Consider the following 13,006-nt stretch of genomic DNA (forward strand, 5'->3'; position numbering starts at 1 on the left):
GGTGAACGCAACCTTCAGCCGGGGTTCACCGTTTGGCACCTACCATCGGGTCGTTCTCACATTGAGTTCGACCTCGAACTAGGAGGAAGATATGAAGAAGATCGCCATCACCACGCTCGCTCTCGTCATGGCGTCTGCATTTGCAGTGCCGAGCTTTGCGCAGACATACCGCAGCGAAAGCCGCGAAAACCGGCAGGAAAACCGGATCTACCGCGGTGCCGTCACCGGCAAACTGACGCCGCAGGAGCTTCGCAACATCGCTCGCCAGCAGAACCGCATCGATCGCGCCCAGAACCGCGCAGCCCGCGATGGCGTAATCACCCCGCGCGAGCGCCGCGAGATCGAGCGCCGCCAGAACAACGCGTCGCGCAACATCTACCGCAAGAACAACAACGGCCGCACGATGTACTAAGCCGAGCGGCACTTGAAATGACCCTTGACCGTCCGGCTCTGCCGGGCGGTTTTTTTATGGGCGCGAAACGAAAAAAGGGCGGCCCGGAGACCGCCCTTTCGGTTCGTCAATGTGGTCAATCAGAACTCTTCCCAGTTGGAGGCGGCTGGCGCTAGCGAACCGAAGGCTGACGCAACCTTCTTGGCGAGGGTGCGTGCCGGCGAGGGGGTGGCGCGGGCGGTTGCGTGATCGGCGACGCGCACCGATGCGGACATTCCGCGGTCGCCTTCGGTGTTGAACCGACCGACGAGCTCGCGCAGTCGCTGGGCTTCCTGGGCAAGCGCAGCGCTTGCCGCCGTTGCTTCTTCCACCATCGCGGCGTTCTGCTGGGTTACCTGGTCCATCTGGTTGACGGCAACATTGACTTCCGACAGGCCGACCGACTGTTCCTTTGCGGACGTGGCAATCGCATCGAGCTGCGAGTTGATCGCCACGACATGATTCTGGATCACCTGAAGCGCAGTGCCTGTGGCGCTCACCAGTTCGACGCCATTCTTGACTTCGGACGCCGAGTTCCGGATCAGGTCCTTGATCTCCTTTGCGGCCTGCGCGGAGCGCTGCGCGAGCTCGCGCACTTCCTGGGCAACCACCGCAAAGCCCTTGCCGGCTTCACCGGCGCGCGCCGCCTCAACGCCCGCATTGAGGGCGAGAAGGTTGGTCTGGAAGGCGATTTCGTCGATCACGCCGATGATGTTGGAGATCTGCGAGGACGACTGTTCGATCCGCTGCATCGCATCGACCGCTTTTGCAACGACGGCGCCGGACTGGGCAGCCGATTGATTGGCTTCTATCGCCATCGACCGGGCTTCTTCCGTGCGGCTGGTGGAGGTGCTGACATTGGCCGTGATCTGGTCGAGCGCTGCAGCTGTCTCTTCGAGCGAGGCGGCCTGCTGTTCGGTACGTTTCGACAGGTCGCCGGCGCTCTGGCTGAGTTCGCGGGATCCGCCGTCGATCGCGTTGGTGGCGTTGGCGACGGAGTGGAGCGTGTCGCGCAGCTTGGCGACCGAGTCGTTGAAATCCGCTCGCAAGCCTTCGAAGTCTGCGGCGAAAGCCCGGTCCAACTGGAAGGTGAGGTCTCCGGCCGAGAGCCGCTTGAGGCCTTCCGCCAGACCATTGGTCGCCTCGGCCATCGCCTCGCTGCGTTGGCGTTCGCTCTCCGCGTTGCGGACACGGTCCGCTTCCTGGGTCGTACGGTTCAGCTCGGCTTCGTGCTCCATTTCCTTGCTGCGCAGAGCATTGTCCTTGAACACCTGCAAGGCCTTGGCCATGCTGCCGACCTCGTCGCGGCGGTCCGCGCCAGCCACCAGCGCCGACAGATCCCCGTTTGCAAGGGTCAGCATCGTGCGCTGCAAGTGCTGGATGGGTCGTGCAAGCCAGGCACGGATCAAGAAGAAGCCTGCGACGAGCACGAGGGCGAGACCTCCGATAACGGCCCCGAAAGTGGCGTAGATGGTTGTCTTCGCACTGGCGCTGAGATTTTCGCTTTCCTGATTTGCAGCTGTCATCACTTCGTCGGTCACCACCGTGAGTTTTTCGGTAACGGCCGCAAACTTCGGCTTGCAGTCCCTCATGAAGGCTTCCTGAGACGCCAGCACGGCAGCCTCGTCCGTGGCCTGAGCTGCGGCCTGAACCACAGGGCCGCAAGCGTCATTGAGAACGCTCAAACCTTCCGCCTTGATCGGCGCCAGCTTGGCATTAGCGGGAAGGGCCGCCATCGCCTTGTCCATCCAGCCACCAAAAGAGGATTTGGCTTTTTCAAACGCCGCAAGATTGCTCGCGTTCTCTTCGTCAGTGCGCGACACAAGCAGGTCGCCAGCGGCAGCGTGCCCGGTCTGCATGTAGCGATTGGCGCGTGCAATTGCCAAAGTTGCCAGGCTTTCCTGCTGGAGAAGCCCGCCATACTCGCTATCCAGCGTTCGAATGCTGTTGCTGCTGTAGAAGGCAGTTGCGACGACGAATATGCCGAAGAACGACATGAGCGTCAGAAATTTACCGATCAAAGATACGTGCTTCATGGCAACCTGCGCGTTGGTGTTTGATTAAGCGCAGTTAATGTGAAGTTGCTTAGAAGAGCGTCACTGCCGAATTACTATTTTATACGAATAAAAATTATCAGTCCTTGTCGTTCGGTAAGTTCAGAGGGGGAAATGCTATGCATGCCGTATGCCTCAATAGCAGAAAGGGCGCCGGTTGCCCGACGCCCTTTCCGAAACACTGAACCTGAAGGATCAGATGTGCAGACCTTACGGCCTGATCACATCATGTCCATTCCGCCCATGCCGCCCATGCCGCCGCCGCCCATGCCGCCGCCAGCCGATTCCTTCTTAGGAAGTTCGGCAATCATGGCTTCGGTGGTGATCAGCAGCGAAGCAACCGAAGCTGCGTTCTGCAGAGCCGTGCGAACGACCTTGACCGGGTCGACGATACCCATGGCGATCATGTCGCCATATTCCGACGTCTGGGCGTTGTAGCCGAAGTTGTCGCTGTCGCCGTCGAGGATCTTGCCGACAACGATCGAAGCTTCGTCACCAGCGTTGGTTGCGATCTGGCGAACCAGCGACTGCAGCGCCTTGCGGACGATGTTGATGCCGGCTTCCTGGTCGTCGTTCGCGCCCTTGGACGTGATCTTGGTCGAAGCGCGCAGGAGTGCGGTACCGCCGCCTGGGACGATGCCTTCCTGAACGGCAGCGCGCGTCGCGTTGAGCGCGTCGTCGATGCGGTCCTTGCGTTCCTTGACTTCGATCTCCGTGGAGCCGCCGACGCGGATGACGGCAACGCCGCCAGCGAGCTTGGCAAGACGTTCCTGCAGCTTTTCGCGGTCATAGTCCGAAGAAGTTTCTTCGATCTGTGCCTTGATCTGTGCAACGCGGCCTTCGATGTCGGTCTTCTGACCGGCGCCGTCGACGATCGTCGTATTTTCCTTGGTGATCGAAACCTTCTTCGAACGGCCGAGCATGTCGAGCGTTACGGTTTCGAGCTTGATGCCGAGGTCTTCGGAGATGACAGTGCCGCCCGTCAGGATGGCGATGTCTTCCAGCATGGCCTTGCGGCGATCGCCGAAGCCAGGAGCCTTGACGGCAGCAATCTTCAGGCCGCCACGCAGCTTGTTGACGACGAGCGTTGCAAGAGCTTCGCCTTCGACGTCTTCAGCGATGATGAGGAGCGGCTTGCCGGTCTGAACGACAGCTTCGAGAACAGGCAGCATGGCCTGAAGGTTCGAAAGCTTCTTTTCGTGCAGAAGGATGTAAGCGTCGTCGAGATCGGCGACCATCTTTTCCGGGTTGGTCACGAAGTAAGGTGACAGGTAGCCGCGGTCGAACTGCATGCCTTCGACGACTTCGAGTTCGGTTTCAGCGGTCTTGGCTTCTTCGACGGTGATAACACCTTCGTTGCCGACCTTCTGCATGGCTTCAGCAATGTCACGGCCGACCTGTGCGTCGCCGTTTGCCGAAATCGTGCCGACCTGTGCAACTTCTTCCGAAGTCGAGATCTTCTTGGCGTTGGCCTGGAGATCCTTGACGACTTCTGCAACGGCGAGATCGATGCCGCGCTTCAGGTCCATCGGGTTCATGCCGGCTGCAACGGCCTTGTTGCCTTCGCGAACGATGGCCTGTGCAAGAACGGTAGCAGTCGTTGTGCCGTCGCCGGCGATGTCGTTGGTCTTCGAAGCAACTTCGCGGACCATCTGGGCGCCCATGTTTTCGAACTTGTCTTCAAGTTCGATTTCCTTGGCGACCGAAACACCGTCCTTGGTGATGCGCGGAGCGCCGAAGGACTTGTCGATGATGACGTTACGACCCTTTGGGCCGAGCGTGACCTTCACTGCGTCAGCGAGGATATCGACGCCGTGAAGCATCTTTTCGCGCGCGGTGCGGCCAAACTTGATTTCTTTAGCTGCCATGTTGGGAACTCCTGAAAAGGGGTGTCAGCAAATATTGGAAGAAGAGCAGTCGGCTAAAATCAGCCGATGATGCCCATGATGTCGGCTTCCTTCATGATCAGAAGGTCGACGCCATCGAGCTTGACTTCGGTGCCCGACCACTTGCCGAACAGAACGCGGTCGCCGACCTTGACGTCGAGTGCAACCTGCTTGCCGCTTTCGTCGCGGGCGCCAGGACCAACGGCGATGATTTCGCCCTCAGCTGGCTTTTCCTTGGCGGTATCGGGAATGATGATGCCGCCCTTGGTCTTTTCTTCAGACTCGACGCGCTTGACTACAACGCGGTCGTGCAGGGGGCGAAAATTGGTGCTTGTCATTGTCTAATCCCTCGATCAAATGACATGGACGGGTCTCAAGGACCCGCGGAGTGACGTTTAGCACTCATCTATCGAGAGTGCTAACGAGACCCGAGATAAGGATGGCTGCGAGCTGAGTCAAGAACGGGCTTGAAAAATTCAGGGCTCAAGGAGCGGCCATGCAGAATACGCTTAACGACCAAAACCCGGGCCCGGCGCCGAGCTTTCGTGAGCTCATAGGCGTGTTTGCCCGGATCGGTGCCCTCAGTTTCGGAGGGCCTGCCGGACAGATCGGCATGATGCACAAGACTTTGGTGGAAGAAAGACGCTGGCTCTCGGAAGAGCGGTTTCTGCACGCCCTCAACTACTGCATGCTGCTGCCAGGCCCCGAAGCGCAGCAGCTGGCGACCTATATAGGCTGGCTGCTGTTCGGCGTGCGCGGCGGTATCGTTTCCGGTTTGCTTTTCGTCCTTCCCGGCCTTGCCATCATTCTGGGGCTTTCGGCGGCCTACGTCCTCTATCAGGATGCGACATGGCTTGCCGGCCTGTTCTTCGGCCTGAAGGCGGCGGTCCTTGCGATCGTCGTGGAGGCCGTGATCCGCCTCGGACGCCGGACGCTCAAAACCACATTCCTGCGCTGCGTCGCCGCCGCTGCCTTCGTGGCCCTGTTCTTCTTCAGTCTGGCGTTTCCGCTCGTCGTGTTTGCAGCCGGTCTCGCCGGCTATCTGATGACGCGGGCAGGGGGGCAGCAACCGCAAGGCAGCGTCGCCAAAGAGGACAGTCCTCCCTGCGCGAAAACACCTGGTATCGCCCGCACGATCGCGACGCTTTCATTCTGGATCCTCGTCTGGCAGTCGCCTGTCCTGGCGCTCTGGGCCTTTGGTGCGCCGGAAAGCCTGTCCAGCCTGTTCGCGTTTTTCTCGAAGATGGCGCTGGTCACATTCGGCGGCGCCTATGCGGTTCTGGCCTATGTGGCGCAGGTCGCAGTCGCCGATTACGGCTGGCTGAAACCGGGCGAGATGCTGGACGGCCTGGCGCTTGCCGAAACCACGCCGGGCCCGCTCGTGCTGGTTCTGTCCTTTGTCGGGTTCCTCGTCGGCTTCCGCGAAGCCTCCGGTCTCGGCCCCGTCACGGGCGGAATAATCGGCGGCCTGCTTGTCGCCTGGGCAACCTTCGTGCCGAGCTTCGTCTTCATCTTTGCGGGCGCCCCTCTGATCGAGCGCCTGCGCGGCAACGCCCTTTTATCGGGCGCGCTGTCGGCCATCACCGCCGCGGTCGTCGGCGTCATCCTCAACCTCGCGATCTGGTTCGGCCTGCATGTTCTGTTCAGAGAGGTTCGCCACGTCGATCTCTTTGCGCTAGCAGGATTTGGCCTTTCCGTCCCGGTCTGGTCCAGCCTCGATCCCATCGCGCTCGTGCTTTTCGCAGCCTCCGCCGTCATGCTGTTCGTCCTGAAGCTCGGCATGGTGCCGGTGCTAGCCATCAGCGCGGCGGCCGGTTTCCTCGCCCAAATCGTCCTGATCCAGTGAAGATCGGACCATTGCAAAAATATGAAGTTTTCCCAGGTTCTGCCTCGCAGCGGCCCGCTTTCACCGCCTTCTCCCTTGTAATCTCGCCAACGGTTTGCGATGTCAGCCTCCTAATCGAGCAGGCAAAACCGGCAGGAACTTTTGACATGGCAAATCGCATCCAGAATTTGAACGACGTGATCGAGGGCTACGATGTCGTGCTTTCGGACGTCTGGGGCGTGGTCCATAACGGCGTCGAAGCCTTCCAGCATTCCTGCACGGCCCTGGCCGCCGCCAGAGAAGCCGGCGCCACTGTCGTCCTGATCACCAACTCGCCGCGTCCCGCACCCGGCGTCATCGAACAGATGAGGCACCTCGGTGTTCCCGATGGAACCTATGACCGGATCGTCACGTCTGGCGATGTCACCCGGCATCTGGTCGCCGAAGGCCCGAAGAAGGTGTTTCTGCTGGGGCCTGAACGCGACCTCAACTTCTTCGATGGACTGGGTATCGAGATCGTTTCTGAAGCCGACGCCGATTGCGTCGTCTGCACCGGCTTCTTCGACGACGAGAAGGAAGTGCCCGAAGACTATACCCAGATGCTGACCACCTTCATCAACCGCGACGTGCCGATGATCTGCGCGAACCCGGATCTGGTGGTCGAACGCGGTCACCGGATCATTCCGTGCGCCGGTGCGGTCGCCGCCTATTACGAGCAGCTCGGTGGCCAGGTCCGCGTCGCCGGCAAGCCGCACAAGCCGATCTACGACGAGGCGCTCTCGATTGCCCGCCAGGAGCGCGGCGATGTCGACAAGGCGAGGGTTCTCGCGATCGGCGACGGCATGCCGACCGATGTTCGTGGCGCGCTTTCGCAAGGCCTCGACCTGCTTTATATCAGTGCCGGCATTCACATCGCGGAATATGCTGTCGATGGTGAAACCGACGAGGCAATCATGCAGGAATGGCTGAAAAGCGAGAACGCGGCGCCGAAATTCTGGATGCCGCGTCTCGCCTGATCCGGAACCTGACATGACCGTATTTCACCGCAACGAAATGAAGGAGCCGCTGCCCGAAAGCCTCAAGGGCGGCGTCGTCGCGATCGGCAATTTCGATGGCGTCCACCGAGGCCATCGCAGCGTGCTCGATCGGGCGCTGGAGCTTGCCGCCAGCCGCGGCGTGCCCGCGCTCGTGCTGACGTTCGAGCCGCATCCGCGCACCGTCTTCAAGCCCGACCAGCCCGTCTTCCGGCTGACACCGGCGCCTCTCAAGGCACGGCTGCTGGAAGCGATGGGTTTTCGCTCGGTGATCGAATATCCGTTCGACCGCGACTTCGCGACCCGTTCGGCCGAAGATTTCGTGAAGACAATCCTGATCGACTGGCTGGGCGCAAGCGCCGTCGTTACCGGTTTCGACTTCCATTTCGGCAAGGGCCGTGAGGGCGGACCGGCTTTCCTGATGGGCTCCGGTGATCGTTACGGCTTTACGGTGTCGCTGGTGGATGCCTTTCGCGACGAAAACGCAGAGGTTGTCTCGTCGAGCCGCATCCGCGATCTGATCGCCGAAGGAGACGTTGTGGCTGCCGCAGGCCTGCTCGGCTATCGCTACACGGTCGAGGCGGAAGTGATCGGCGGCGAACAGCTTGGCCGACAGCTCGGCTATCCCACCGCGAACATGAAGCTTGCCCCTGAAACGGAACTCAAGCCCGGCATCTACGCCGTGCGCTTCAGACGAGCCGACGGCACGCTGCATGACGGCGTTGCAAGCTACGGTCGCCGCCCGACGGTGACGGACGACGGTGCACCGCTCCTCGAAACCTATCTGTTCGATTTCTCCGGAAACCTCTACGGCGAGATCAGCTCGGTCTCCTTCTTCGGCTACCTGCGCCCCGAACTCAAATTCGACGGCCTCGACCCCCTGGTCGCCCAGATGAAAAACGACGAGGCAGAGGCGAGGGCACTGCTGTCAGGCGTAAAGCCGCTCGGCGAGCTGGACATGAAGATCGCGTTCTAGGTCTTAGAGGCGCCTGTCCGAACCGGCGTCTTTCAGAATGGCATTCGCCGTGTGGCGGCTGAGGAGAGTGCGGGGAACGAGAATTATCTTCCCCGTCGCCTTCGATTGCCACTTTTCGTGAGAGCCTTTGGCGTTCGTCAGGTAAGCATAGCCGAGTTCTGAGATGATAGAGCAGACGGTCTTGTAAAAACCGTCGACCATCAGGCGGCCGCCGTCATCTCGGTGGGCCGTTGCCAGAGGATTGCCGGGATCAGGTCCTTTACCGGCGTCTGTGCTAGGTCCTCTGCGGAAATATGATTGGCGACGATCAGATCGATGGCGGCATCAAAGATGATGTCTTCGAAGGTATCCACGTCGGGCGCCTCGATATGAAGCCCCTCGATGTCGCTCTCCGAATAGAAGACCCTGGCTTCTTCATCCCAGACAGCTTTGATAAAGAATGTTCTCTTCACGGTGTCTACTCTGAAGGTCTGCGGTTTCCCGAAAACCATATATCTGTCATCAGTAGTCCGCAACGCAGGAATGATATCCATGGCAACCCCACCCCGCAGGCCCGTAAACCCGATGGAAGCGGCAGAAGCGCTGTTCAAGCCGGTCAAGAAACCCGCTGCTCCGGCAGTGGAACGACGCGCCGCTCCGCAGGCAAAGGAACTTGTATCCCTGAAGCTCGACAGCGCCGTGATCGAATATTTCCAGGACGACGGCCCCGGCTGGCAGGACCGCATCAACGATGCGTTGGTGGCGGTGATGAAGGCGAACCCGAAGGATTAACGGTCGCTCAACGGAAACAGCGCGACATCGTCCTGCCAGGGATCGAAGATCGCTGCGCCCGACATGCGGAAGTCCTTCACGTTGCGGGTGACGAGATAGAGATCGTGCTCGATGGCGGTGGCCGCAAACAGCGTATCGATAACTGGCGGCGCGTGACCGGTGGCTCGCTTCACGCGTCCCGAAATCTCGCCCCACCGGCGTACGATAGCATCGGTCACTGACAGGATACGACCACTGAACCGCGCTTCCAGTGCGTCCGTGGCGGCCTTGTAGCGGTAGCGATTGGCATCGTCGTCGGGCAGGTTCGCAATTCCCTTGTCGTACTCGGCGAGCGTCAGAACGCTGATGAACAGCCGATCTTCATCCTGGTCTGCCGCCCAGCGCTTGACGGAAGGCGCGCCGTTCGGGTTGATCAGGGCGGAAATGACGTTGGTGTCCAGAAGCCAGCCGATCACAGTTCCACGTCCCGTCCGCGGTCGGCACCGCGGTCGAGATTGAGATCTTCCAGCCCCAACCCTTCCATGAAATCGATGAGCGATGTCTTGGGCGCCGGCCTTCTCAACCGCTCCAGCTCTTCGCTGCTGATCACCACGACGCTGTCTTTTCCTCGCACCGTCACATGCTGCGGGCCCTCATTGCGGGCACGCCGCACCACTTCGGAAAACCGTGCCTTGGCATCTTCTAGCTTCCAGATGTTTTCCTGACGTCTTTCCGGCATATCATCCTCCAACTGGTCAGATAGTCAGTTGTAATCCAAGGGCGGGCAGGGTGTCCATGAACCATCTCGGTTTTGCCCCTTCCTTTCACCCGAAAAACACCGTAATAACCGCCCCCATGACAGATTTCCGGCGGGCCAGGATCATGGCCGCGATGATCATACGAATTATCGGCCCGGCCTTCCGCGCGGCTTGAACAGTCGGCCGGAGGGTCCGGGTTTTCGGCGCTTCCAGGAGCGCTTCTGCCACCGAATTCATCCGCATGCGCCCCTGTCCCGGCGCCAGAGACGATAGCCAATATGACCGATACAGTGACTGAAAAGCTCGATTACTCGAAGACCCTCTATTTGCCCGAGACCGAGTTTCCGATGCGCGCAGGCCTGCCGCAGAAAGAGCCGGAAACCGTTGCCCGCTGGCGCGAGATGGACCTATACAAGAAGCTGCGCACCTCCGCCGCCGGTCGCGAAAAATTCGTGCTGCACGATGGCCCTCCTTACGCCAACGGCAACATCCATATCGGCCATGCGCTGAACAAGATCCTCAAGGACGTCATCACCCGCTCGTTCCAGATGCGCGGCTATGATGCGAACTACGTTCCCGGCTGGGATTGCCACGGTCTGCCGATCGAGTGGAAGATCGAGGAAGAGAATTACCGCGCCAAGGGCAAGGCCAAGCCCGACCTGAAACAGCCGGACGCGATGATCGAATTCCGCAAGGAATGCCGCGCCTATGCGCAGAAGTGGATCGCGATCCAGGCCGAAGAATTCAAGCGCCTCGGCATCGTCGGCGATTTCGACAAACCCTACCTGACCATGGATTTCCACTCGGAAAGCCGCATCGCCGGCGAGCTCCTGAAGATCGCCATGAGCGGCCAGCTCTATCGCGGCTCGAAGCCCATCATGTGGTCGGTTGTCGAGCGCACGGCGCTGGCGGAAGCCGAGGTCGAATACCACGACTACGAGAGCGACACGATCTGGGTGAAGTTCCCGGTGAACAGTGGCTCGGCAGAACTGGCTGACGCCCATGTGGTCATCTGGACGACGACGCCGTGGACCATCCCGGGCAACCGCGCCATCGCCTATTCGCCGAAGGTCTCCTATGGCCTCTACGAAGTCACCGAAGCTGCCAATGATTTTGGCCCGCAGCCGGGCGAGAAACTGATCTTTGCAGACAGCCTGGCGGACGAATCCGCAGCTAAGGCAAAGCTCGCCTTCAACCGTCTGCGGGGCGTCTCCGCCGACGAATTGGCTGGCGTCACCTGCGCGCATCCCCTCAAGGATCTCGGCTACGACTTCACCGTCCCACTCCTCGCCGGCGACCATGTCACCGATGACGCCGGTACCGGTTTCGTCCACACCGCGCCGTCCCACGGCCGCGAGGATTTCGAGGCCTGGATGTCCAGCGTCAAGGAACTCGAAGCCCGCGGCATCGATCCGCGCATCCCGTTCCCAGTCGATGATAGCGGCACCTACACCATCGACGCCCCCGGTTTCGAGGGTGCTCGCGTCATGGATGACAACGGCAAGAAGGGCGATGCCAACGATCGCGTCATCAAGGCGCTGATCGAACGCAACGCGCTGTTTGCCCGTGGCCGCCTTAAGCATTCCTATCCGCATTCCTGGCGCTCGAAGAAGCCGATCATCTTCCGCAACACGCCGCAGTGGTTCGTCTATATGGACAAGGACCTGGCAGACGGCACGACGCTTCGCACCCGTGCGCTGACCGCCATCGACGATACCCGCTTCGTGCCCGCCGCCGGCCAGAACCGTCTGCGCGCCATGATCGAGCAGCGCCCGGACTGGGTTCTTTCCCGTCAGCGCGCCTGGGGCGTCCCGATCTGCGTGTTTGCAGATGAGGAAGGCAATGTCCTGCAGGATGAAGAGGTCAATGCCCGCATCCTGGAAGCCTTCGATGCCGAAGGTGCCGATGCCTGGTTTGCCGAAGGCGCCAAGGAACGCTTCCTCGGCAATGCCCATGACGGCGCCAAGTGGACGCAGGTCATGGATATCCTCGACGTCTGGTTCGATTCAGGCTCGACCCACACGTTCACCCTCGAAGATCGTCCGGACCTGAAATGGCCGGCCGACGTCTATCTCGAAGGCTCCGACCAGCATCGCGGCTGGTTCCATTCCTCGCTTCTGGAATCGGCTGCCACCCGCGGCCGCGCGCCCTATGACACGGTCGTCACCCATGGCTTCACCATGGATGAAAAGGGCCAGAAAATGTCGAAGTCGCTCGGCAATGTCGTGGCGCCTCAGGATGTCATGAAGGATGCTGGCGCCGATATCCTGCGCCTCTGGGTCATGACCACCGATTACTGGGAAGACCAGCGCCTCGGCAAGACGATCATCCAGACCAATGTCGATGCCTATCGCAAGCTGCGCAACACCATCCGCTGGATGCTCGGCACGCTGGCCCACGACGATGGCGAAGAGATCGCTTATGCCGAGCTCCCGGAACTCGAAAAGCTCATGCTGCACCGCCTGTCCGAGCTGGATAAGCTGGTGCGTGAAGGCTATGACGCGTTCGAATTCAAGAAGATCGCCCGCGCGCTGATCGATTTCAGCAATATCGAACTCTCGGCCTTCTATTTCGACATCCGCAAGGACGCGCTTTATTGCGACGCCCCGTCGTCGCTGCGCCGTCGCGCCTCGCTTGCCGTCATCCGCAAGATCTTCGAATGCACGGTCACCTGGCTCGCACCGATGCTGCCCTTCACCACGGAAGAGGCATGGCTGTCCCTGAAGCCCGATGCCGTCTCCGTGCATCTGGAACAGTTCCCGGATGTGCCGGCCGAATGGAAGAACGATGCGGTTGCCGAGAAATGGGCAAAGATCCGCAAGGTTCGCTCGGTCGTCACAGGCGCGCTGGAAATCGAGCGCAAGGACAAGCGCATCGGTTCGTCGCTGGAAGCTGCTCCCGTCGTCCACGTCGCCGATGCAGAGCTCTTGAAGGCGCTGGAAGGGCTCGATTTCGAAGAGACCTGCATCACGTCCGCGATCACGATCGTGGCAGACGAAGGCCCGCAGACGGCGTTCCGTCTTGCGGAAGTGTCCGGCGTATCGGTCGAGCCGAAGCCTGCGGACGGCGTCAAATGCGCCCGCTCGTGGCGCGTGACGACGGATGTCGGGTCCGATCCCGCCTGGCCGGATGTTTCGGCCCGCGATGCGGCGGCACTGACTGAACTGGCCAAGCTTGGCCGGCTCTGATGGCTTGAAGATTACCGGATGATTGCGCTTGGCCGCGTCATCCGGTATTCCTGCCTGAAATTGGCCGGAATGTTCCGGCACGAGATGACTTCCAGGTTTGAAGGC

Annotated in this window: 13 protein-coding genes; 6 read left to right on the plus strand and 7 right to left on the minus strand. The window is 60.6% G+C overall.

The genetic code is table 11. The annotated features are described in order from the left end of the window. Window positions 1-91: 91 nt before the first annotated feature. The gene (locus BLW69_RS08310; RefSeq protein ID WP_062453719.1) at window positions 92-412 is read left to right on the plus strand and encodes a hypothetical protein; all 321 of its coding nucleotides are present in this window, start codon (window positions 92-94) and stop codon (window positions 410-412) included. A 119-nt stretch (window positions 413-531) separates the two neighbouring features. Here the strand turns inward: BLW69_RS08310 and BLW69_RS08315 are convergent, their stop codons facing one another. The 3 genes from BLW69_RS08315 to groES all read right to left on the minus strand — a co-directional run bounded on the left by BLW69_RS08315 (window position 532) and on the right by groES (window position 4,708). Then, the gene (locus tag BLW69_RS08315; protein ID WP_092661349.1) at window positions 532-2,466 is read right to left on the minus strand and encodes a methyl-accepting chemotaxis protein; all 1,935 of its coding nucleotides are present in this window, start codon (window positions 2,464-2,466) and stop codon (window positions 532-534) included. Window positions 2,467-2,705: 239 nt separating this feature from the next. After that, window positions 2,706-4,352: a chaperonin GroEL gene (gene groL, locus BLW69_RS08320; RefSeq protein ID WP_062453717.1), complete on the minus strand. Its 1,647-nt coding sequence runs from the start codon at window positions 4,350-4,352 to the stop codon at window positions 2,706-2,708. Window positions 4,353-4,411: 59 nt separating this feature from the next. After that, the gene (gene groES / locus BLW69_RS08325; protein WP_062453716.1) at window positions 4,412-4,708 is read right to left on the minus strand and encodes a co-chaperone GroES; all 297 of its coding nucleotides are present in this window, start codon (window positions 4,706-4,708) and stop codon (window positions 4,412-4,414) included. A 158-nt stretch (window positions 4,709-4,866) separates the two neighbouring features. On the opposite strand from groES, the gene chrA reads away from it, so the two are divergent. The 3 genes from chrA to BLW69_RS08340 all read left to right on the plus strand — a co-directional run bounded on the left by chrA (window position 4,867) and on the right by BLW69_RS08340 (window position 8,205). Continuing rightward, entirely contained in the window at window positions 4,867-6,216 is a 1,350-nt protein-coding gene (chrA, locus tag BLW69_RS08330; RefSeq protein ID WP_092661351.1) for a chromate efflux transporter, read from the plus strand. 146 nt (window positions 6,217-6,362) lie between these two features. Then, a complete protein-coding gene (locus BLW69_RS08335; RefSeq protein ID WP_092661353.1) occupies window positions 6,363-7,211 on the plus strand; it encodes a TIGR01459 family HAD-type hydrolase in 849 nt (282 codons plus the stop codon). 13 nt (window positions 7,212-7,224) lie between these two features. After that, complete coding sequence (locus BLW69_RS08340) at window positions 7,225-8,205, plus strand: bifunctional riboflavin kinase/FAD synthetase (RefSeq protein ID WP_092661355.1); 981 nt, start codon at window positions 7,225-7,227, stop codon at window positions 8,203-8,205. Between the two features lie 3 nt (window positions 8,206-8,208). Here BLW69_RS08340 and BLW69_RS23180 read toward each other — a convergent pair whose 3' ends face one another. Both BLW69_RS23180 and BLW69_RS08350 read right to left on the minus strand, forming a co-directional pair. Then, window positions 8,209-8,406 carry a type II toxin-antitoxin system HicA family toxin gene (locus BLW69_RS23180; RefSeq protein WP_092661357.1) on the minus strand — a complete coding sequence of 66 codons (198 nt, stop codon included), beginning with the start codon at window positions 8,404-8,406 and terminating at the stop codon, window positions 8,209-8,211. Continuing rightward, on the minus strand, window positions 8,406-8,738 hold the full coding sequence (locus tag BLW69_RS08350) for a DUF1902 domain-containing protein (protein WP_092661359.1): 333 nt from the start codon (window positions 8,736-8,738) through the stop codon (window positions 8,406-8,408). Before BLW69_RS08350 ends, BLW69_RS23180 begins: the two co-directional genes overlap by 1 nt. Here BLW69_RS08350 and BLW69_RS08355 point away from each other — a divergent pair. After that, the gene (locus tag BLW69_RS08355; RefSeq protein WP_092661361.1) at window positions 8,737-8,976 is read left to right on the plus strand and encodes a BrnA antitoxin family protein; all 240 of its coding nucleotides are present in this window, start codon (window positions 8,737-8,739) and stop codon (window positions 8,974-8,976) included. The genes BLW69_RS08350 and BLW69_RS08355 overlap by 2 nt on opposite strands. Here the strand turns inward: BLW69_RS08355 and BLW69_RS08360 are convergent. Together BLW69_RS08360 and BLW69_RS08365 are read right to left on the minus strand one after the other, a co-directional pair. Further along, entirely contained in the window at window positions 8,973-9,431 is a 459-nt protein-coding gene (locus tag BLW69_RS08360) for a type II toxin-antitoxin system VapC family toxin (protein ID WP_092661362.1), read from the minus strand. The genes BLW69_RS08355 and BLW69_RS08360 overlap by 4 nt on opposite strands. After that, complete coding sequence (locus BLW69_RS08365; RefSeq protein WP_092661364.1) at window positions 9,428-9,694, minus strand: type II toxin-antitoxin system Phd/YefM family antitoxin; 267 nt, start codon at window positions 9,692-9,694, stop codon at window positions 9,428-9,430. The genes BLW69_RS08360 and BLW69_RS08365 overlap by 4 nt, the downstream gene beginning before the upstream one ends. Before the next feature lie 297 nt (window positions 9,695-9,991). Here BLW69_RS08365 and ileS point away from each other — a divergent pair, with 297 nt between their 5' ends. Continuing rightward, a complete protein-coding gene (ileS, locus tag BLW69_RS08370) occupies window positions 9,992-12,901 on the plus strand; it encodes an isoleucine--tRNA ligase (RefSeq protein WP_092661366.1) in 2,910 nt (969 codons plus the stop codon). Window positions 12,902-13,006: the final 105 nt, after the last annotated feature.

The sequence above is a fragment of the Rhizobium sp. NFR12 genome (assembly GCF_900108545.1).
Taxonomy (GTDB): Bacteria; Pseudomonadota; Alphaproteobacteria; order Rhizobiales; family Rhizobiaceae; genus Neorhizobium; species Neorhizobium soli.

Excerpts from the sequence above, each read along its gene's own strand:
- BLW69_RS08310 (WP_062453719.1), top strand. The coding sequence starts at position 92 with ATGAAGAAGATCGCCATCACCACGCTCGCTCTCGTCATGGCGTCTGCA.
- BLW69_RS08315 (WP_092661349.1), bottom strand. The coding sequence starts at position 2,466 with ATGAAGCACGTATCTTTGATCGGTAAATTTCTGACGCTCATGTCGTTC.
- groL (WP_062453717.1), bottom strand. The coding sequence starts at position 4,352 with ATGGCAGCTAAAGAAATCAAGTTTGGCCGCACCGCGCGCGAAAAGATG.
- groES (WP_062453716.1), bottom strand. The coding sequence starts at position 4,708 with ATGACAAGCACCAATTTTCGCCCCCTGCACGACCGCGTTGTAGTCAAG.
- chrA (WP_092661351.1), top strand. The coding sequence starts at position 4,867 with ATGCAGAATACGCTTAACGACCAAAACCCGGGCCCGGCGCCGAGCTTT.
- BLW69_RS08335 (WP_092661353.1), top strand. The coding sequence starts at position 6,363 with ATGGCAAATCGCATCCAGAATTTGAACGACGTGATCGAGGGCTACGAT.
- BLW69_RS08340 (WP_092661355.1), top strand. The coding sequence starts at position 7,225 with ATGACCGTATTTCACCGCAACGAAATGAAGGAGCCGCTGCCCGAAAGC.
- BLW69_RS23180 (WP_092661357.1), bottom strand. The coding sequence starts at position 8,406 with ATGGTCGACGGTTTTTACAAGACCGTCTGCTCTATCATCTCAGAACTC.
- BLW69_RS08355 (WP_092661361.1), top strand. The coding sequence starts at position 8,737 with ATGGCAACCCCACCCCGCAGGCCCGTAAACCCGATGGAAGCGGCAGAA.
- BLW69_RS08350 (WP_092661359.1), bottom strand. The coding sequence starts at position 8,738 with ATGGATATCATTCCTGCGTTGCGGACTACTGATGACAGATATATGGTT.
- BLW69_RS08365 (WP_092661364.1), bottom strand. The coding sequence starts at position 9,694 with ATGCCGGAAAGACGTCAGGAAAACATCTGGAAGCTAGAAGATGCCAAG.
- ileS (WP_092661366.1), top strand. The coding sequence starts at position 9,992 with ATGACCGATACAGTGACTGAAAAGCTCGATTACTCGAAGACCCTCTAT.